General features: G+C 65.3%; 17 protein-coding genes and 1 pseudogene. 11 read left to right on the forward strand and 7 right to left on the reverse strand.

Features of this window, described 5'->3' with window-relative positions:
* From exbB to B2527_RS06330, 3 genes and pseudogenes are all read left to right on the forward strand, one after another.
* A pseudogene (gene exbB / locus B2527_RS06320) lies at nucleotides 1-348 on the forward strand (TonB-system energizer ExbB); the annotation flags it as partial.
* Between the two features lie 47 nt (nucleotides 349-395).
* Nucleotides 396-824 carry an ExbD/TolR family protein gene (locus tag B2527_RS06325; protein WP_293706683.1) on the forward strand — a complete coding sequence of 143 codons (429 nt, stop codon included), beginning with the start codon at nucleotides 396-398 and terminating at the stop codon, nucleotides 822-824.
* Nucleotides 825-827: 3 nt separating this feature from the next.
* Nucleotides 828-1,238 (forward strand): ExbD/TolR family protein, encoded by a 411-nt coding sequence (locus B2527_RS06330; RefSeq protein ID WP_293706684.1) that lies wholly within the window; start codon nucleotides 828-830, stop codon nucleotides 1,236-1,238.
* Between the two features lie 930 nt (nucleotides 1,239-2,168).
* On the opposite strand, the gene B2527_RS06335 is transcribed toward B2527_RS06330, so the two are convergent.
* From B2527_RS06335 to cls, 3 genes are all read right to left on the reverse strand, one after another.
* Nucleotides 2,169-2,936, reverse strand: coding sequence for a pyridoxine 5'-phosphate synthase (locus tag B2527_RS06335; RefSeq protein ID WP_293706685.1), 768 nt, complete (start codon nucleotides 2,934-2,936; stop codon nucleotides 2,169-2,171).
* Nucleotides 2,933-3,274 (reverse strand): hypothetical protein, encoded by a 342-nt coding sequence (locus tag B2527_RS06340; RefSeq protein ID WP_293706686.1) that lies wholly within the window; start codon nucleotides 3,272-3,274, stop codon nucleotides 2,933-2,935. The genes B2527_RS06335 and B2527_RS06340 overlap by 4 nt, the downstream gene beginning before the upstream one ends.
* A 136-nt stretch (nucleotides 3,275-3,410) precedes the next feature.
* The gene (gene cls / locus B2527_RS06345; protein WP_293706687.1) at nucleotides 3,411-4,871 is read right to left on the reverse strand and encodes a cardiolipin synthase; all 1,461 of its coding nucleotides are present in this window, start codon (nucleotides 4,869-4,871) and stop codon (nucleotides 3,411-3,413) included.
* Between the two features lie 121 nt (nucleotides 4,872-4,992).
* Here cls and B2527_RS06350 point away from each other — a divergent pair, with 121 nt between their 5' ends.
* The 6 genes from B2527_RS06350 to B2527_RS06375 all read left to right on the forward strand — a co-directional run bounded on the left by B2527_RS06350 (nucleotide 4,993) and on the right by B2527_RS06375 (nucleotide 10,567).
* Nucleotides 4,993-5,508 carry a MarR family winged helix-turn-helix transcriptional regulator gene (locus B2527_RS06350; RefSeq protein ID WP_293706688.1) on the forward strand — a complete coding sequence of 172 codons (516 nt, stop codon included), beginning with the start codon at nucleotides 4,993-4,995 and terminating at the stop codon, nucleotides 5,506-5,508.
* Nucleotides 5,505-7,670 carry an FUSC family protein gene (locus B2527_RS06355; RefSeq protein WP_293706689.1) on the forward strand — a complete coding sequence of 722 codons (2,166 nt, stop codon included), beginning with the start codon at nucleotides 5,505-5,507 and terminating at the stop codon, nucleotides 7,668-7,670. The genes B2527_RS06350 and B2527_RS06355 overlap by 4 nt, the downstream gene beginning before the upstream one ends.
* Nucleotides 7,660-7,869, forward strand: a complete 210-nt coding sequence (locus B2527_RS06360; protein WP_293706690.1) for a DUF1656 domain-containing protein — start codon at nucleotides 7,660-7,662, stop codon at nucleotides 7,867-7,869. The genes B2527_RS06355 and B2527_RS06360 overlap by 11 nt, the downstream gene beginning before the upstream one ends.
* Before the next feature lie 14 nt (nucleotides 7,870-7,883).
* Complete coding sequence (locus B2527_RS06365; RefSeq protein ID WP_293706691.1) at nucleotides 7,884-8,882, forward strand: HlyD family secretion protein; 999 nt, start codon at nucleotides 7,884-7,886, stop codon at nucleotides 8,880-8,882.
* Between the two features lie 64 nt (nucleotides 8,883-8,946).
* Nucleotides 8,947-10,038: a PA0069 family radical SAM protein gene (locus B2527_RS06370; protein WP_293706692.1), complete on the forward strand. Its 1,092-nt coding sequence runs from the start codon at nucleotides 8,947-8,949 to the stop codon at nucleotides 10,036-10,038.
* A 109-nt stretch (nucleotides 10,039-10,147) separates the two neighbouring features.
* Complete coding sequence (locus tag B2527_RS06375; RefSeq protein ID WP_293706693.1) at nucleotides 10,148-10,567, forward strand: hypothetical protein; 420 nt, start codon at nucleotides 10,148-10,150, stop codon at nucleotides 10,565-10,567.
* Between the two features lie 275 nt (nucleotides 10,568-10,842).
* Here B2527_RS06375 and B2527_RS06380 read toward each other — a convergent pair whose 3' ends face one another.
* From B2527_RS06380 to B2527_RS06390, 3 genes are all read right to left on the reverse strand, one after another.
* On the reverse strand, nucleotides 10,843-11,547 hold the full coding sequence (locus B2527_RS06380; RefSeq protein ID WP_293706694.1) for a 2OG-Fe(II) oxygenase: 705 nt from the start codon (nucleotides 11,545-11,547) through the stop codon (nucleotides 10,843-10,845).
* Entirely contained in the window at nucleotides 11,544-11,972 is a 429-nt protein-coding gene (locus B2527_RS06385; RefSeq protein ID WP_293706695.1) for a nuclear transport factor 2 family protein, read from the reverse strand. The genes B2527_RS06380 and B2527_RS06385 overlap by 4 nt, the downstream gene beginning before the upstream one ends.
* A gap of 361 nt (nucleotides 11,973-12,333) precedes the next feature.
* Nucleotides 12,334-13,347 (reverse strand): class 1 fructose-bisphosphatase, encoded by a 1,014-nt coding sequence (locus B2527_RS06390; RefSeq protein WP_293706696.1) that lies wholly within the window; start codon nucleotides 13,345-13,347, stop codon nucleotides 12,334-12,336.
* Between the two features lie 287 nt (nucleotides 13,348-13,634).
* On the opposite strand from B2527_RS06390, the gene B2527_RS06395 reads away from it, so the two are divergent.
* Nucleotides 13,635-14,870, forward strand: a complete 1,236-nt coding sequence (locus B2527_RS06395) for an MgtC/SapB family protein (protein WP_293706697.1) — start codon at nucleotides 13,635-13,637, stop codon at nucleotides 14,868-14,870.
* 232 nt (nucleotides 14,871-15,102) lie between these two features.
* Here B2527_RS06395 and B2527_RS06400 read toward each other — a convergent pair whose 3' ends face one another.
* Nucleotides 15,103-16,305 carry an aromatic amino acid transaminase gene (locus tag B2527_RS06400; RefSeq protein ID WP_293706698.1) on the reverse strand — a complete coding sequence of 401 codons (1,203 nt, stop codon included), beginning with the start codon at nucleotides 16,303-16,305 and terminating at the stop codon, nucleotides 15,103-15,105.
* A gap of 174 nt (nucleotides 16,306-16,479) precedes the next feature.
* Between B2527_RS06400 and B2527_RS06405 the strand changes: the two genes are divergently transcribed.
* Nucleotides 16,480-18,600 carry a TonB-dependent receptor family protein gene (locus B2527_RS06405; protein WP_293706711.1) on the forward strand — a complete coding sequence of 707 codons (2,121 nt, stop codon included), beginning with the start codon at nucleotides 16,480-16,482 and terminating at the stop codon, nucleotides 18,598-18,600.
* Nucleotides 18,601-18,662 lie beyond the last annotated feature (62 nt).

Raw genomic sequence — 18,662 nt, forward strand, 5'->3', positions numbered from 1 at the left:
CGCGCCCTGCGTCAGGCCGTGACCCGCGAATCCAACAAGCTGCAGGGCGGCATGATCCTGCTGGCCACCGTCGGTGCAACCGCTCCGTTCGTGGGTCTGCTGGGTACCGTGTGGGGCATCTACGGCGCGCTGATCAAGATCGGTGCAACCGGTTCGGCCTCGATTGACGCCGTTGCCGGCCCGGTGGGTGAAGCACTGATCATGACCGCCATCGGTCTGTTCGTGGCTATCCCGGCCGTGTTCGCCTTCAACTTCTTCAGCAAGATCAACAGCGCGACTGTCAGCAAGTTCGACACCTTCGCTCACGATCTGCACGACTTCTTCGCCACCGGTTCGCGCGTTCGCTAATCCGGCACGTCGAGTAAGTCTTCGCAACGATATAGACGGAGCCCGTTATGGCTTTCAGTAGTGGTAACAGCAGCGGCCCGATGGCCGACATCAACGTCACTCCCCTCGTGGACGTGATGTTGGTGCTGCTGATCATCTTCATCATCACGGCTCCCCTGATGTCCCACAAGGTCAAGGTGGAGTTGCCCGAAGCCAACCTGATCCAGAACCCGGAAGATGCGCCCGATCGCAAAAATCCGATTACGGTGGCGGTCAAGGAAGACGGCAAGCTCTACTGGAACGACGAAGAGGTCTCCAAGGAGACCTTGGAGTCGCGTTTCGCGACTGCTGCCCAGCAGACGCCGCAGCCGCCGCTGAACCTGCGTGGTGACAAGACCACCAAGATGAAGGTGATCAACGAAGTCACCAAGATCGCGCAGGGCCAGGGCATGCTGGACGTCGGTTTCGTTGCCACCAAAGACAAGCAGGGGCAATAAGACATGGCATTCAGTAGTGGTGGAAACAGGGGCCCAATGGCCGACATCAACGTCACGCCCCTCGTGGACGTGATGCTGGTGCTGCTGATCATCTTCATCGTTACCGCGCCGATCATGACGTACCCGATCGCCGTGGATCTGCCGCAGCGGGTCATCAACCCGCCGCCGCAGCTGCGCGAGCCGCCGCCGCCGATCGACCTGCGGGTTGATTCAAGCAACCAGGTTTTCTGGAACAACAGTCCAGTCAACGTGCGCGACCTGCAGCAGAAGATGGAAGAAGAAGTACAGAAGGATCCGACCAACCAGCCGGAACTTCGCATCGAAGCAAGCCCGGATTCGGAGTACGACGTCATGGCCAAGATCCTGGCCCAGGCGAAGAACGCTCAGATGAAGAAGATTGGCTTCGTGCAGTAAGCAATACTGCAAGACCAAGTCATGACGCGACTGGAAAACGCCCCCGCATGCCGGGGGCGTTTTTTTTTTTGCCTGCGGATGGTTGGTCCCTCTCCTTCCCACGGTTGCAGCAATGCTGCACTGATGCGGTGCGGACCAGTCTGTCCGACCAGGTAGGCGTGGACTGCTCTTCCGGAGGCGCGGGGTAAGTTCCCAAAGGCCTTGGGGCAAACGTCGTTGTATATCAGAAGACTTGCTCTGCCGGCCTGGAAAGCAATTTATCCACAGGCAGAAGCCATCCGCAGGGCCGCATTCCGGGTGTGTGGACGAGTCAAGTGATTCAGCGACCCAAGCGCGGATGGTTCTTTGCAGGAGCGAGGTGAACCACCAAACGAAGTCGGCAGCAGCAAGGTTGCTGTCGCCCTATCCCGCTACCCTGCTGCAACTGGCTCCGGGCGACTTATCCACAAGTGGCGGATGCATGTTCTCTCTGCGGACGCCCCTAGCAATGTTTCACGTAACGCCTGGCCCAGGTGGGTCTGCCTGCCTGTGGATAAAGCAGCAGATCCGAGCCTACATCTACAGGAGCCAGCCCCAACATAGAACACGTGCTTGGGGCTGCAGGCGTGGTCGGCTGTGCCAGAGCGCGCTTGAAGGGCGCGTTGCAGAACGTTACCCGCAGCTATGGCCCTCTGCTGTGGACAACGCACCTGGTCAGTCCGAGAAACCGCGGTTTTCGGCACGATCCTGGTGCAGGGAAGATCAATCCAAATCAATGGGCTGGGCAGTTCTGTGGATAACTCAAGGGCTGTGGATAAAGGAGCTGGGACGGGAGGCCGGGGGAGGTTCCAATCTGCCTTGATCCGGGCAGTGGCAACCGGGGCGGAGGCTTCTGCCCCCAACCTTGTTGAAAATGTTATCCACAAGAGCCTGTGGATATGCCCGTGGCTTTCAGGTGTCGAGCACGCCAGCTTGGGCAATGGCGCCCAGATAGCCTGCCACGGTGGCTTCCAGGCCGTCGTACAAGGCTTCGCTGATCAGTGCATGGCCGATGGACACCTCCAGCACTGCGGGGACCTCGGACAGGAACCGGGCCAGATTGGCCTGTGACAGGTCGTGTCCGGCATTGACCCCCAGCCCGGCTGCCTGGGCCCGGCGTGCGGCATCGGCAAACTGTGCGAGCGACTGTGTCGCATCCCCCTGCAGGAAGGCCTCGGCATAAGGGCCTGTGTACAACTCGACGCGATCCGCACCCAGCACGGCGGCTTGGCCGATCTGCGGATTGTCCGCATCCACGAACAGGCTGACCCGGCAGCCCATCGCCTTCAATTCGGCGATCAAGGGGCGCAGGCGCTCTGCATCACGGCCGAAATCGAAGCCGTGGTCGGAGGTGAGCTGGCCATCGCTGTCCGGTACCAAGGTCACCTGCGCGGGGCGGGTCTGCTCGCATAGCGGCAGCAGGCCCGGGTAGCCTTCACGTGGAGGTGCAAACGGGTTGCCCTCGATGTTGAACTCCACCCCATGCTGACGGGTGAGCTCGGACAAGGCGTACACGTCCTGCGCGCGGACATGGCGCTGGTCAGGGCGCGGATGCACGGTGATCCCATGCGCACCTGCGCGCAGGCAGGTCATGGCGGCGCGCACCACATCCGGGTCATTGCCGCCACGGGAGTTGCGCAGCACGGCGATCTTGTTGACGTTGACGCTGAGCGCGGTCATGGCTGCGAAGGATCCCGATCAAACGGCGCAGAGGCTGTGAGGGTTGCCGCTGTCTGTGCCGCGGGCGGCACACCGACATTGCCGCCCGCACTGGCATCGCTGCCGGTGGCCGTTGCCTGCTGCGCCCGGAACTGCTCACGCAGCGCCTGCAGTTCAGCCGGGTGCAGCGGCCGTGGGGCCTCGCTGACGCTGCCGATGCGGGCAGCGTACAGGCCTTTGACCCACAGCAGCAGGAACACCAGCGCCGCCAGCGCCGAGAGCACCAACAGCACCATGTGCGTTGTGGTGAGCGTTACTAGGAAGGCGCCCAGCGCCAGCACCAGAAACAACCAGTACATGTTGATCTCCGCATCCAGGGCAGCAGTGTAACGGTGGCTGACACTCTGCTTCCATGTGTGGAGGCAGGGCGATGGGCTATACCCGATCCGTGGCCTCCAGCGGCGGATGGACGGTCGCCCGGCAACGGCGGGGGTACTACAGCAGCGGCGAGGCCAGGCGCGCGAACGCCTCGGGCAGGCGCTTGCGCCATAGCGAGCGGTCACGGATGGGCTGGACCTCCTCGGCACTGTCGAATTCCGCCTGCAGGATGGCTTCCAGTTCAAGGGTGAGCTTGCGGTCGGTATACATCATCGACAGCTCGAAATTGAGCCGGAAGCTGCGGTGGTCGAAGTTGGCGGTGCCGACGATGCAGGTGTCGTCATCGGCAATGAAGGCCTTGCTGTGCAGCATGCGTGGGCCGTATTCGAAGATGCGCACACCTGCCTCCAACAGCTCGTCGAAATAGGAGCGCGCGGCCAGGGTGACAAAAATCGAATCGCTGCGCTTGGGCACCAGCAGGCGGGTATCCAGGCCGGCCAGCGCGGCCGAGGTCAGGGCCATGCGTGCGGCCTCGCCGGGGACGAAGTACGGGGTTACCAACCAGACCCGCTGCCGCGCTTCCTGGATGGCGGCCACGTGCAGGCGGTGGATAGGCTCCCACGCCGAATCCGGCCCGGACACCACCACCTGTGCGTCGATCTTGCCCTGCTCGCGCGCCGGCACGGTGGGCGGAAACAGGTCGCCACGCTGGAAGTGCTCCTGGCCTTGGCCGGTGGCATAGATCCAGTCCTCCAGGAACACCAGCTGCAGGCTGTGCACAACATGGCCGCGGATGCGCATGTGCAGGTCGCGGTAGGCGCTGGGGTTGCGGCTGTCGTCCTCCTCGTCGGTGACGTTGATGCCGCCGGTGAAGGCCACCTCGCCGTCCACCACCACCAGCTTGCGGTGGGTGCGCATGTTCAGCCACGGCCGCTTCAGCGGCTTGAGCAGCTGCCGCGGATGGAACCAGGCCACTTCCGCACCGGCGTCCAGCAGCGGCTGCAGGAAGCGCTTGCGGATCTTCGACGAACCCACCGCATCCAGCAGCAGCCGCACCTTGATGCCGGCGCGCGCGCGTTCGACCAGGGCATCGCGCATGGCGGTGCCGGCATGGTCCGGTTCGAAGATGTAGTACTCCAGGTTGACGTGGCGTCGCGCCTGGCCGATGGCGGCGATGATGGCGGCATAGGTCGCCGCACCGTCCACCAGCCAGTCGACGTCGGTGGCACTGCTGGGCGACAGGCCGGTGGTGGCCTGCCCCACCCGTGCCAGTTCGGTGCATTGGACGTCGGGCGGGCAGACGGCGTCATAGGTGCCCATACCCTCGCGCGACCGGCCGCGGCGCAGGCGCTGGCGCACGATCTTCTGCGGGCCGAACAGATAGAACACGAACAGGCCGATATAAGGCAGCGCCGCCAGCGACAGGATCCAGCTCAGCGTGGCCACCGGTTCGCGCTTCTGCAGCACGATGTAGCAGGCCAATACCACCAGGTAAGTGACGTAGGCGGCGGCCAGGATCTGGGCGGCGTGGGGGATGCTGGACAGACTTGTCCACAGCTCATGGAGGGTTTCGCGCATGCTGGGATTCTAGCCGTGGCCGGTGACGGCTGGAGCCATCGTGCCTCTGCAGAAGCCGTGACGTGGCGCAAGTAGGTGATTGTGCATTGCATCAATTAATACATAAGTGTAATATACCGGGATGGACAAACCCCTTCCCGCCGCCGGCGGCTACGCCAGCATCGACCAGAAGCTGGCGATCAGCAGCGCCCGCCATCCCGGCTTCCCGCGTGACCAGGCCATGCTGGCGCGGCTGATCAAGCTGGTGCACAAGCTGTTCTGCGACCACGGCAACCAGCTGATGCGTGACTACGGCATCTCCCACCCGGAGTACAACGTGCTGATGATGCTGGACGGCTCCGAGCGTGGCCTCAGCCCGTCGGAGATCAGCGAGGCCGCCAGCGAGAAGTCCTCCAATGTCACCCGTCTGATCGACCAGCTGCTGGCCAAGGGCCTGGTCAGCCGCGAGCCCAGCGCCGAGGATCGGCGCAAGCTGGTGGTGCGGCTGAGTCCGGCCGGTGAGCAGCTGATCGAACAGGTGATGCCGGCGGTGATCCAGCAGCTGCAGCAGTTCTTCAGCGGCGTCGAGCCGGCGGAACTGCGCCAGACCGAAACCGTGCTGACCCGCATCCTGATGGGGCTGGAACAGCGGCCATGAGTGCACGACCGGCTGAGTACGCGCCGGGCGCGCAGAAGTCCCCCAACACGTTGTTGCGGACCGTCGCCCAGGCCATGAGTGGCGAGCGCGCGGTGTGGGCTTACATCGGCAAGGTGCTGGTGGCCTTGTACCTGTCCGGCTGGTTGGCGATGCGGCTGGGCATGAGTTCGCCGGGCACGGCGATGATCACCGTGCTGGTGGTGATGAACCGCAATACCGGCATGGTGCTGGCCAAGGCCTTCTACCGTGGCCTCGGCACGGTCGTGGGCTGCGCGATGGCGGTGTTGATGGTGTCGCTGTTCCCGCAGAGCCCGGTAGCCCTGGTGACGGTGATGGCCTTGTGGGCCGGTTTCTGTGCCGGTGGTTCGGTATGGAGCCGGGGCATGGCTTCATATGGTTTCGTGCTGTCCGGCTACACCGTGGCGATGATCGTCTTCCCGGTGCTGAACCACCCGCAGAACATCCTCAACAGCGCGCTGGAGCGCACCGGCGAAGTGCTGCTGGGCATGGCGGTGACCAGCGTGGTGTTCGACGTGTTGTGGCCCAACCGACTGCGTGCCGGACTGCGCGCGGCGGATGACGGCAACCTCAACGACTTCCTCGGCTTTGTTGCCGATGCCATCGGTGGACGGCTGCAGGGGTTCGAGGTGATCGAGCGCACCCAGAGCCGGGTGGTGCAAGGCGCGATCAACTTCGAAGACCTGCGCGCCATGGCCTGGTTTGATGATCCGATCCTGCGCAGCAGCAACGGCCAGTTGAAGCTGATCAACCAGCACTTCATGGCTGCCACGTCACGCTTCCAGGCGCTGCACCACCACATCGATCGCCTGCACCGAAGCAAGGACGAACGCCTGGTCGCGGCCATCCGGGCAAGCCTGAAGCCGTTGTCGCAGCTGTTGGACGACAGCGCCCTGCGCGATGACGTGCCGGCCCTGGCCAAGGCCATGCAGCAGTGGTGCCAGCAACTGGATGCGGCCTTCGCCCAGCAACGGCGCGCGTTGCCGGTGACCCAGCAAGGTCGCTTCGACGCCAGTGCCCTGCTGGTGCGCCGCTTCGCCGAAGAGCTGCAGGCCTATCTTGCCGCCAAGGCGCGCATGGAGACCGGCAACGGCCGCCTGCGTGGGCATGCCCCGCGCCTGGGCAAGGTGCGCTTCACCCGCGCCAATGACTGGTATGCAATCGCGCTGGCGGCGGTGCGCTGCTTCGTGGTGATGCTGGCCCTGTCGCTGCTGTGGTTGAGCAGCAGCTGGAACCAGGGGGGCCTGGCGGTGTTCGGCATGGCCGCGCTGGTGGCGATGTCCTCGGCGGCGCCGGACCCGCTGTGGGTGGTGCGCCGCGCCACCATCGGCCACGTGGTGGCACCGTTCTTCGCCATACCCGGCTTCATCGCCATGGCGCTGGCAGCGGACTTCCCGATGCTGGTGCTGCTGACCCTGCCGTCGATGATTGCCTCGCTGTACATCTCCACCCGGCCGCGCTTCGCGGTGATCGGCATGGCGCTGAACGTCGGCATCCTGGTCTCATGGAACATGGGGCCGCATTTCCATCCCAGCGCACAGGCCTATCTGGACAACTCGCTGACGCTGGCGGTGGGGGCCTTCATCGCCACCGGCGTGTTCATGCTGGTGCCGGGCCTGCCCGGCAGCAAGCAACGCCAGCGCCGGCTGCTGGAGCGCCTGCGCGCCCAGGTGCAACTGGCGGTGAGCGCGCCGTTGTCCGGCTTGCTGCCGAAGTTTGAAAGCGTCAGCCGCGAACTGTTCCAACAGATAGCCTGCCGCACCGCGCCGGGCAGCCGACCCTCACGCCAATTGTTCGAATGGGCGTTGCTGGTGCATGAAGCGGGACATTGCGCGATCGACCTGCGCCATGACCTGGCCGAACAGCAACTACCCGCTGCGCTGCGCGCGCAGATCGAGCAGGCGCTGGCACAGCTGGGCCAGCTCTATCGCGAACCGCAGGCACGCACCCTGGGGGACGCCAAGGCCAGCGTAAACGCCGCGTTGGCCGAGCTGTCCGGCCCGCAGACGCAGGCGCTGCGCGCCGTGCGTGATCACCTGCATCTGCTGCAGATGAGCCTGGACGACAGCGCCTCGGTGCTGGCCGCCTACGTGCAGCGTTCCCGTCGCCAGCAACGCCTGAAGGAGGCCCGCCATGCCGTTTGAAGTATCCATCGGCGACATCTATTTCCCCGGCGCGCTGGTGCTGGTGGTGCTGTTGCTGCCGGTGTTCGGCCTGCTCGACTACGGCTTGGGCCGGGTCGGCCTGTACCGCCGCGCGCTGCACCCCTCGCTGGTGCGCGTGGCCCTGTTCGCCAGCATCTATTGCAGTGCCCTGCTGCTGTTCCTGCCCCCCTTTTCCTGATTGAGGATGTTCCGATGAAAACCGCCAGCCTGATACGAGGGGGTGTCACCAGCGTGGTGGTGCTGTTTGCCGCCGTGCTTGCCTATGTGGTCTGGCACCAATACATGCTCAGGCCCTGGACTCGCGATGCGCGGCTGCGGGCCGAAGTGGTGCGTATTGCGCCGGATGTGTCCGGCCTGGTCACCGAGGTGGCCGTGCACGACAACCAGCTGGTCAAGAAGGGCGATCTGCTGTTTGTCATCGACCGCGATCGCTATGCACTGGCCGTGGCCAAGGCCGAAGCCGATCTGCAGGCCGCCGAAGCCGCCGCACGCGCAGCCGGTGCCTCGATCTCCGCCGCCAGTGCCGGTGCCAGCGCCAGCCAGGCCGAGTACCAGATGCGCCAGCAACAGGCCCAGCGCCGCGCCCAGCTCGACGGCATCGTCTCGCGTGAATCGCAGGCCGATGCCCGCGCCGTAGCCCAGGCCGCACAGGCCAGCTGGAAGCAGGCCCAGGCCAGCGCACACGCCGCCAGCGCCGGCAGCCAACAGGCCGGCGCCGCCCTGCAGCAGGCGCGGGTCATCCTGCAGCAGGCGCAGCTGGAACTGGCCCGCACCGAAGTGCGCGCCAGCGCCGACGGCACCATCACCAACCTCGACGTGCGCGTAGGCGACTACGCCGCTGCCGGCCAGGCGCGGATGGCGCTGGTCGCCAGCGAAGGCATGTGGGTGTATGGCTACTTCGAGGAAACCAAGCTGCCCAAGATCCATCGCGGCGATGCCGTGGATATCCGCCTGATGGCCGGCGGCGTGCACCTGCACGGCAAGGTGGAAGGCATCGCCACCGGTATTGCCGACGCCGCCGGACCGACCAGCAGCAACCTGCTGGCCGAGGTCGAGCCCACCTTCAACTGGGTACGGCTGGCGCAGCGCGTGCCGGTGCGGGTCAGCATTGATCCGGCCTCGGTGCCGACCGATGCGGTGCTCAGCGCCGGCATGAGCGCCACGCTGGTGATCAAGTCCAAGGCCGGCTGAAGCGCGCGCTGGATGAATGCGGCTTGTCGCAGATCCTGCGACAAGACCGCGTTAGCGTAGGCATATGCCTACCCCGATCAAGGGCCGCGGTGCCAGCACCCACCTGCCCGGCCGTTTTGAAACCCAGACCAGCGAAGCCGTCGACGACGGCTGGGCGGTTGATGAGAGCGAGGAATTCGCCGCCGCCCGGTTGCGCACCGATGTGCGCCCGGAGACCGCGCGCAGCATCATCAGCCGAAACAACTCGCCGGACGTGGGCTTCAGCCAATCGGTCAACCCGTATCGCGGCTGTGAGCACGGGTGCTCCTACTGTTTCGCCCGGCCCACGCATGCCTACCTGAACCTGTCGCCGGGGCTGGATTTCGAAACCAAGATCTTCGCCAAGACCAATGCGGCCGAGGTGCTGCGCCGCGAGCTGTCCAAGCCCGGCTACGTACCGCAGCCGATCGCCTTGGGCATCAACACCGACGCCTACCAGCCCATCGAGCGCAAGCTGGGCATCACCCGCCAGCTGATCGAGGTGATGCAGGAAACCCGGCATCCTTTTTCGCTGATCACCAAGAACGCGCTGGTCGAGCGCGACATGGATCTGCTCGCGCCCTTGGCAGAGCAGCAACTGGTCAGCGTGCATTTCTCGGTGACCTCACTGGACCCACATCTGTCGGCCAAGCTCGAGCCGCGCGCCTCGGCACCGCATGCACGGCTGCGTGCAATGCGCCGCTTGAGTGATGCCGGCATCCCGGTCGGCGTGATGGTGGCGCCTGTAATTCCGTGGATCAACGACGCCGAACTGGAATCGGTGCTGGAAGCCTCACGCGATGCCGGTGCCAGCAGCGCCGGTTACGTGTTGCTGCGCCTGCCCTATGAAGTAGCACCGCTATTCCGCGATTGGCTGGATGCGCATTACCCACAGCGCGCGGAGCATGTGATGAGCACCATCAACCAGCTGCGCGGCGGCAAGGATTACGACAGCCAGTTCGGCAAGCGCATGCGCGGCGAAGGCGCCTACGCCGACCTGCTGGCCAACCGTTTCAAGCTGGCCAGCAAGCGCCTGGGTTTCAACGCATCGCGCCAACAATGGCCGTGGCTGGACTGCAGCAAATTCATCGCCCCGCTGCCGCCGAAGAAGCCCTCGCTGCAGGGCGAGTTGTTCTAAGCCACACCTGTAGTGCAGAGCCATGGCCCGGCAGCGGTCTTCCCGGTAATGCCCCAGCAGAGCATGGTTCCGCTCTACATGTGTTGCGCCAGGCTATTCTTTGAATTTCGTGGACGAAGCATTCATGCGCAGGCAATACCACTTCCGTCAGAGCGAGGCCGGGCTGTTGGCCTGGGACGTCCACGGTTTGATCGCGCTGGGACGGTCACTGCCGATATCGCAGGTTCCGTTGTCAGCCATTGCCGAACTGGACGAAGCTTATTGGTGGGATGCCGGTGCTCCACCGCCGACCTGCCGTCAGGTAATCGAGCACATGCAACTGGTGGAGGCTGCGGACCTGCAGTATTCGATCATCCTCTGCCCGCAGGGACGGGTGATGGATGGCATGCATCGCGTGGCCAAGGCTGTGTTGCTGGGGAAGACGGAGATCGCGGCTGTACGCTTGCTGGAACTGCCGCCGCCGGATCATGTGGGGGTTGATCCGGACGATCTCTGTTACGACGGCATCGAGCTGGATTGTCCAAGGTAGTGCCGAGCCATGCTCGGCAGGGGCATTCCCAGCAACGCCTGAAAGGCCTCAAAAGCCCCCCCAGCCCGTCCGGCGCGAAGGAGCAGACTTCGGGCGTTCATCAGGCCGCGCGCCAATGGCGCGCAAGCAGGCCTTCTTCCCCGTGGCCTGCGGCCAAAGGGAGGGAGCAAAGGCGTATTGCCGAGCCATGCTCGGCAGAGGCTTTACCGGTGACCCCCAGCGGAGCGTAGCTCCGCCCTGCCGGTGAGGCCAGACGTGTTTGAGAGCGGTTGGAACTAGCCTCCCTCCCCATACAAGCGCTGCGCCGACTGGAACAGGATCCAACTCGTCGCAATGAACTTGTCCCCACCCTGCGGACGATTGCCGCGATGGGTGTGGGTGAAGGCGGTCGGCGCAATCAGCAGGCTGCCGGTGCGAGGCACCACCTTGCGTTGCTGGAACAGGAACTCGGTTTCGCCCTCTGCGAAGCCGTCATTGAGATAGAGCGTCCACAGCAGATGCCGGTGCAGGGTCTCACCGCCGGGGTCACGCGGGAACAGCTCGCAGTGCCAATAGGGATAGCCGCCCTCGCCTGCTGTGTACCACTGCAGGTTGATCGCGCCAGGACGCAGGCAGGTACGCGCGAGTTCGGATAGCGCGGCATCGTCCATACCCTGGAAATCATCTGCGCTCAGGCGGCGCGCCTGGCCTTGCGCATCGGGTACCTGCAGCATCAACGGTGAAATCAGCACCTGTGGATAACGCCGCAGATAATGCAGCATGCCGTTGAACACTGCCTGCTGCAGGCGCTGCTCGACATCGCGCCAGCCCTCGTTGCCGCTGATGCGCAGGTCGTGGCTGCGCTTGAGTTCAGGGAACACTCCGCTGCCGACCTGGCCGGGCTTGAGCTGGGTGCTGTGGCGCAGGCGTTCGACGATGGCAGCGCAGTCGGCATTGCTCAGCGCGTTGTCGTAGACCTCGATGAAGTCGGGCACGCTCATTGCGCGGTCTCCACCAGCCGCGAGGAATGCGAGGCCAGCATCTGCCATTGACCATCGCGCAGCAGCCAGACGCGGGTGAAGCGGAACCTGCCCTCCCAGGGTTTGCCATCGCTGACGGCGGCCTGCACGCTGGTGCCGGTGATCACGGCGGTGTTGCCATGCTGGCGGACCTGCACGTCTTCGTTGTCGATGCGGGTGTTGCGGCGCTGGCGGGTTGCCAGCTCGTGCAGGTAGTCGGCCTTGTGCTGCACGCGGCCGTCGGAATGGGTGAGCAGCCAGTCTTCAGCAAGCAGTGGTGCTAGCGCTTTGGCATCGCCTTGCAGGCGCAGCTGGTTCCACGCCGTATCGGCCTGTTCGAGTGTCGTCGGTGTTTGTGCCCAAGCCCAGGCGGGAAGCAGCAGCAACAGCAGGATCAATCTACGCATCGACGGTATCTCCGGAGAGTAGCGTCGATGGTGGCGCGAACCGCCCCGCATGTGTAGTGCCGAGCCATGCTCGGCAGGGGCTTTCCAGCAATGCCAGGGTAGTGCCAGCCACGCTCGGCAGGGGCTTTCCCGGCAAAGTCGGAAAGGCCTTAAAGGCCAACCCCTCCCCAGCTCTCCCCTTGCCTGCGGCAAAGGAGGGGGCAAAGGGGTAGTGCCGAGCCATGCTCGGCAACGGGCTTTCCAAGCGATGCCCAGCAGCGGGGCTGTACCGGTAATGCCCCTGCCGAGCATGGCTCGGCACTGCAGGGCGTTATCGGCAAGGCCCCAGCCGAGCATGGCTCGGCTCTACATGGGGCGCGGCTCAGCCCTGCAGGTCGTGCTCGCGGTGGTAACGGGTGGCTTCGGCCACTTCGTTCTTCGAGCCCAGGAACACCGGCACGCGCTGGTGCAGCTGGGTCGGGGCGATGTCGAGGATGCGCTCGCGACCGTTGGTGGCGGCACCGCCAGCCTGTTCGACCAGCAGCGACATCGGGTTGGCTTCGTACATCAGGCGCAGCTTGCCGGCCTTGGACGGATCCTTCTTGTCCCACGGGTAGATGAAGATACCGCCGCGGGTCAGGATGCGGTGCACGTCGGCCACCATCGAGGCGATCCAGCGCATGTTGAAGTCCTTACCGCGTACGCCTTCCTTGCCGGCCAGCAGATCGGCCACATAGGCCTGCATCGGCGCTTCCCAGTGGCGCTGGTTGGACATGTTGATGGCGAACTCCCTGGTGTCCGCCGGCACCTGCATGCCGCGCTGGGTCAGCACGAACTCGCCGGTCTCGCGGTCCAGGGTGAAGGCATGGGTACCATGGCCCACGGTCAGGATCAGCATGGTGCTGGGCCCGTAGATGCAGTAACCGGCGGCGACCTGCTGGGTGCCCGGCTGCAGGAAGTGCTCGTCACCCGGCTTATCCACACCCTGCGGGGCGCGCAGCACCGAGAAGATGGTGCCGACCGAGACGTTCACATCGATGTTGGAGCTGCCGTCCAGCGGATCAAACAGCAGCAGGAAGTCGCCCATCGGGTATTCCGACGGCACCGGCTGGCTGTGGTCCATTTCCTCCGAGGCGCAGGCGGCCAGGTGGCCCCCCCAAGCATTGGCCTCAAGGAGGATCTCGTTGGAGATCACGTCCAGCTTCTTCTGCGCCTCACCCTGCACGTTGCCGGTGCCCGCATCGCCCAGCACGCCGCCCAGGGCGCCCTTGCTGACGGCGATCGAGATGCTGGTGCAGGCGCGCGCCACCACCGCCACCAGCTGGCGCAGGTCGGCATTGATGCGCTTGGCATGCTGTTCTTCGATCAGGAAGCGGGTCAGCGACGTACGGGACATGGACGGCAACTACCTTCAGACAAAAGGAAGGCTATTGTCGCGGCTGGCCCCGCTTTTAGCGAGCCATGGCCATACTTTGGCTTCCTGTGGACAAATGTGGACAGTGGCCGCTGTTGCCAGGCGGCAAGCCGGTCCCTGCTGCCACAATGTCCCGGCATGAAGGGGCTGACCGGCTTATCCACAAGCGTTTGGGGATAATTGCAGTCGGGCATGAGATGTGGATAAGTCCGTGGGCATTGGCTTTATCCACAGGCTCAGTACCATGCGGGGCCCTGCTGGAGAACACGATGGATTGGAACCAGGCCACACACGGTTTGCTGACTGCCCTGGGCATCGGCCTGCTGATCGGCGCGGTACGCGAACGCCAGCATGGCGGACGCAAAAGTCTGCAGGCCGGGCTGCGCACGCATGCGCTGGCGGCATTGCTGGGCGCGGCCGGGCTGCTGCTGGGCCAGGCGGTCTTCGTGGTCGCCCTGCTGGCGGTAGCCGCGCTTGCCTGGACCAGCTACCACGTCACCTCGCGCGAGGACCCGGGGCTGACCGGCGAGATCGCCCTGTTGATAACTGTGCTGCTGGGCGGCCTGGGCATGCAGCAGCCGGCGTTGGCGGCGGCGCTGGGCGTGGTGGTGGCGATCCTGTTGTGGGCCAAGGCACCGCTGGCACGGCTCAGCCGCGACCTGATCAGCGACCAGGAGATGCGCGACGCCCTGCTGCTGGCCGCCTGCGCGCTGGTGGTGTTGCCGATGCTGCCCGATACCGCGGTTGATCCTTGGGGCGTGTTGGTGCCGTCCAAGCTGTGGCAGATCGTGGTGCTGGTGATGGCGGTAGGCATGCTGGGCCATGTCGCGCTGCGGGCGGTGGGCGCGCGCTGGGGTCTGCCGGTAGCCGGGTTCTTTTCCGGCTTTGCTTCCTCGACTGCGGCAGTGGCCGGGTTTGGCCGCAGCAGCCGCGCCGCGCCGGCCCTGGTGATGCCGTCGGTGGCTGCGGCGTTGTTGGCGAATCTCGCTTCGTTGCTGTTGTTTGCTGCCGTTATCGGTACGAGTTCGGCGACGTTGTTGAAGGCCACGGCTTGGCCATTAGCGGCAGCGTGCCTGGTTCTGTTGTTGTGCTCGGCGCTGGGGCTGCGCCATGTGGCCGATGAAGCGGTGCCGCAGGGGCCGGCCAGCAAGGCCTTCCAGCTGAAGCATGCGCTAGCGATCGCGGCGGTGATTGCGGTGGTCCTGTTGCTGTCCGAGGGCTTGCGCCAGCTGTTCGGCCAGGCCGGTGCCTTGGCCGGGGCGACCATTGCCGCCTTGGGTGAACTGCACGCGGCGGCGGCGAGTATTGCCGGGCTTACGGCTTCTGGTGGCCTGGAGTTGGCACAGGCGCGCTGGGGTGTGGTGGCGCTGTTGGCCTCGGCGTCATTGGCCAAGTCGGTGCTCGCGTTCGCCAGTGGTGGCGGGCGCTATGGCGCTGGCGTGGCGATTGGGCTTGGGGCGATGGTGGTGACTGCGGTGGTGGTGACCTGGGTGGTGCCGGGGTAGCTGCAGGATATCCACAGGGGCTTGTGGATAAGGCTGGGGGTAATGGCAACGGCAAGAGCTGGAGCAACGGCACCCCTCCCCACCCCTCCCCTGCGCTTCGCGCAAGGGAGGGGTGGGGAGGGGTGCTTTAAAGCTCCAAAGCCTTTGTTCCACAACCTTATCCACAACCTTCAAACCACAAAAAAAGCCCGGGTTTCCCCGGGCTTTTCATTCCATCAGCAGCAACGCTGCATCAGCCGCGGCTGACTTCGTAGACTGCCTTTGCCACGTAGTCCAGGTTGTTCTGGCTCAGCGCGGCAACGCAGATGCGGCCGGTGCCGACGGCGTAGATGCCGTAGTCGTCACGCAGCTTGTCTACCTGCGCCTTGCTCAGGCCCGAGTAGGAGAACATGCCGGCCTGCTGCTGGATGAAGCCGAATTCCGGCGCGCCCAGGGCGGCCAGCTTCTGCACCATGCCGGCACGCAGGGCGTGGATGCGCTCGCGCATTTCGGTCAGCTCGGCTTCCCACACGCCACGCAGCTCGCCACTGTTCAGCACGCCGGCGACAAGTGCGGCGCCGTGGGTGGACGGGCTGGAGTAGATGGTGCGGATGATGCGCTTGACCTGCGACTGCACGGCCTTGGTCGAGGTCGCGTCCGGGCCCACCACCGACAACGCACCGACGCGCTCGCCGTACAGCGAGAACGACTTGGAGTACGAGTTGGCGACGATGAAGCTGTCGATGCCGGCCTCGGCGACGATGCGCACAGCCTGACCGTCCTGTTCGATGCCCTTGTCGAAGCCCTGGTAGGCCATGTCGATGAAGGGGAACAGCTGGCGGTCCTTCATCAGCGCCGCGACCTGCTTCCACTGCTCGGTGCTCAGGTCGGCGCCGGTCGGGTTGTGGCAGCAGGCGTGCAGCAGCACCACGGTGCCCGGCTGCAGCTTCTGCAGGTCGGCCAGCATGCCGGCAAAGTCCAGGCCATGGGCGGCGTTGTCGTAATAGGTGTAGTCGACCACGTCGAAACCGGCGGCACCGAACACGGCGCGGTGGTTCTCCCAGCTCGGGTTGCTGATGGCGATGGTGGCATGCGGCAGCAGCTTCTTCAGCAGGTCGGCGCCGACGCGCAGCGCTCCGCTGCCGCCAACGGTCTGCGAGGTGGCGACGCGGCCAGCAGCCAGCAGGTCCGAACCCTCGCCGAATACCAGCTTCTGGGTGGCCTGGGTGTAGGCCGGCAGGCCGTCGATGGGCAGGTAGCCGCGCGGTTTGGCCTCGGCGGCCAGCGTCTGTTCGATCTGCTTGACGGCGCGCAGCAGCGGAATGCGGCCGTTCTCGTCGTAGTAGATGCCCACGCCAAGGTTGACCTTGGTGGTGCGGCTGTCAGCGTTGTAAGCCTCGGTCAGACCCAGAATCGGGTCACCAGGTACCTGTTCCACGTTTGCAAAGAAGGACACGGCGATACTCGTATCAGTTGGCGGGGAGTGGGGGTGTCCGGCGCGGGATACCGCTGCGGCGCCCAGAACCGCATCATCCTAACAGGGCCGGGCCCCGCCGGCCGCAGGGTTTCAGCTGGAACTTCATGCGCAGCGGCAATGACGCCCTCACCCGTGATCGGGGATGATGGGCCGATGCGTACATGTAACCGGTTTTTTGTGTTCCCCGGCCTGGTATTGGCCGTGCCGGCGCTGGCTGTGGAGCTGCCGCCCGTCCCGCTGGAGCGGGTCCAGGTACAGGCAGCCAAGGTCCATGCAGTGGACGACTTCGACCTGCCCGCCTCCAGCACCACGCTGGCGCTGGACACGGACGGCAATGGTCGTGGCGCACAGGTATCCGAAGTGCTGGGCGCGGTGCCTGGGCTGCTGGCACGTGATCGACAGAATTATGCACAGGACACCCAGCTGTCGCTGCGCGGCTTTGGCGCGCGCTCCACCTTCGGTGTGCGCGGGGTGCGGCTGCTGGTCGACGGCGTGCCGGCGACCATGCCCGATGGCCAGGGCCAGCTCTCCCACTTCAACGTATTCGGTGCCGACCGAGTGGAGGTGCTGCGCGGGCCGTTCTCGGCGCTGTATGGCAATTCCTCCGGTGGCGTGCTGCAGCTGTGGAGCGCCGAGGGCCAGCAGGGTGATCCGTGGCGGCTGCGCAGCAGCCATGGCAGCAACAACAGTTCCAGCACCGGTGTGCAGCTCAAGGGCCTGGCCGGGGCAATGCATTACAACGTGGCGGCCAACCACTTCCGTACCGATGGCTGGCGCGAGCACAGCGCGGCCCGCCGCGAATCGGTGAATGCGCGGCTGGGCTTCGATCTGGCGGCCGGCCAGCGACTGGAACTGCTGTTCAACGGCTTTGATGCACCGCATGCGCAGGACCCTTTGGGCCTGAGTCGCGAGCAGGTGCGCGAGAACCCGCGCCAAGCCACCGCCGTCGCCACCCAATACAACACCCGCAAGTCGGTGCGGCAGACGCAGCTGGGCACGGTCTATAGTGCCGAACATGACCAACAGACCTGGCGGCTGATGGGCTATGCCGGACGGCGCGCGGTGGAGCAGTTCCTGGCGATCCCGCCGGGGCCGCAGAACAGTCCCCTGCATTCGGGCGGGGTGATCGACCTGGACAGCGATTACGGCGGCGTGGACGCGCGCTGGGCCTTGCACGGGCAGCTCGCCGGCAAGCCGTTGGAGTTGGTGGTCGGCGCAAATGCCGACCGCCAGCAGCAGCACCGTACCGGCTACGAGAACTTCATCGGTGACACCTTGGGCATCAAGGGTCGGCTGCGTCGCGATCAACAGGACCGGGTGCAGAACATCGACCAGTTCGCGCAGGCGTGGTGGCAGTTCAGCCCGCGCTGGTCGGCATTGCTGGGTGCGCGGCACAGTGATGTGCAGTTCCGCTCGCGTGACCGCTACATCACTGCGACTAATCCTGATGACAGCGGCCGCCGCGACTACTCGGCGACTACACCGGTGGCCGGCCTGGTATTCCGTGCCAGCGATGATCTGCGTCTGTACGCTTCGGCTGGGCGCGGCTTTGAAACGCCAACATTCAATGAGCTGGGTTACCGGGCCGATGGCGGTGCAGGCCTGGCGTTGGATCTGCCGGCCGCCACCACCCGCAACTACGAGATAGGCGGCAAATGGCGGGCGCAGAGCGGTGCGCGGCTGGAACTGGCGCTGTTCCGTGCCGACAGCGATGACGAACTGGCGGTGGCGACCAACAGCGGCGGCCGCAGCAGCTACCGCAGCCTAGGTGCGACCCGGCGGCAGGGTGCGGAACTGAGCTGGCAGCAGCCGATTGCCGCCGATCAGCAACTGCAGCTGGCCTATACCTGGTTGCAGGCCAGCGTGCGCGCGGCCTACCTGACGTGCACCGGCCTGCCCTCGCCCTGCACCCAGCCCAGCAAGCGGGTGGCGGCTGGCACCCGATTGCCGGGTGTACCGCGCCAGCAGCTGTTTGCACGCTGGCAATGGCAGCCGGGGCCGTGGCAGTGGGCGGCCGAGGTGGTGGCCGCCAGCGACATCGGTGTGAACGATCTGGGCAGCGCCAACGCTGCCGGTTACGGTGTGTTGAACCTGGAACTGGCGCGGCAGTGGGCCACCGCGTATGGCCCGCTGCGTGCGTTCGCGCGTGTGGATAACCTGCTGGACCAGCCTTACATCGGCTCGGTGATCGTCAACGACGGCAACCAGCGCTATTACGAGCCGGGTCCGGACCGCGGCTTTACTGTGGGCCTGCAGTGGCAATGTGCGCGATGAGCCCTCTGGTTCCAAGCTGAGCACGGGCTTTGCCCCCTCCCTTTCGCGCAGCGAAGGGGAGG

The sequence above is a fragment of the Stenotrophomonas sp. UBA7606 genome (assembly GCF_002477705.1).
Lineage (GTDB): Bacteria > Pseudomonadota > Gammaproteobacteria > Xanthomonadales > Xanthomonadaceae > Stenotrophomonas.

Bases quoted from the DNA above. Each gene is read 5' to 3' on its own strand.
- B2527_RS06325 (WP_293706683.1), top strand. From the start codon at position 396: ATGGCTTTCAGTAGTGGTAACAGCAGCGGCCCGATGGCCGACATCAAC.
- B2527_RS06330 (WP_293706684.1), top strand. From the start codon at position 828: ATGGCATTCAGTAGTGGTGGAAACAGGGGCCCAATGGCCGACATCAAC.
- B2527_RS06335 (WP_293706685.1), bottom strand. From the start codon at position 2,936: ATGACCGCGCTCAGCGTCAACGTCAACAAGATCGCCGTGCTGCGCAAC.
- B2527_RS06340 (WP_293706686.1), bottom strand. From the start codon at position 3,274: ATGTACTGGTTGTTTCTGGTGCTGGCGCTGGGCGCCTTCCTAGTAACG.
- cls (WP_293706687.1), bottom strand. From the start codon at position 4,871: ATGCGCGAAACCCTCCATGAGCTGTGGACAAGTCTGTCCAGCATCCCC.
- B2527_RS06350 (WP_293706688.1), top strand. From the start codon at position 4,993: ATGGACAAACCCCTTCCCGCCGCCGGCGGCTACGCCAGCATCGACCAG.
- B2527_RS06355 (WP_293706689.1), top strand. From the start codon at position 5,505: ATGAGTGCACGACCGGCTGAGTACGCGCCGGGCGCGCAGAAGTCCCCC.
- B2527_RS06360 (WP_293706690.1), top strand. From the start codon at position 7,660: ATGCCGTTTGAAGTATCCATCGGCGACATCTATTTCCCCGGCGCGCTG.
- B2527_RS06365 (WP_293706691.1), top strand. From the start codon at position 7,884: ATGAAAACCGCCAGCCTGATACGAGGGGGTGTCACCAGCGTGGTGGTG.
- B2527_RS06370 (WP_293706692.1), top strand. From the start codon at position 8,947: ATGCCTACCCCGATCAAGGGCCGCGGTGCCAGCACCCACCTGCCCGGC.
- B2527_RS06380 (WP_293706694.1), bottom strand. From the start codon at position 11,547: ATGAGCGTGCCCGACTTCATCGAGGTCTACGACAACGCGCTGAGCAAT.
- B2527_RS06385 (WP_293706695.1), bottom strand. From the start codon at position 11,972: ATGCGTAGATTGATCCTGCTGTTGCTGCTGCTTCCCGCCTGGGCTTGG.
- B2527_RS06390 (WP_293706696.1), bottom strand. From the start codon at position 13,347: ATGTCCCGTACGTCGCTGACCCGCTTCCTGATCGAAGAACAGCATGCC.
- B2527_RS06395 (WP_293706697.1), top strand. From the start codon at position 13,635: ATGGATTGGAACCAGGCCACACACGGTTTGCTGACTGCCCTGGGCATC.
- B2527_RS06405 (WP_293706711.1), top strand. From the start codon at position 16,480: ATGCGTACATGTAACCGGTTTTTTGTGTTCCCCGGCCTGGTATTGGCC.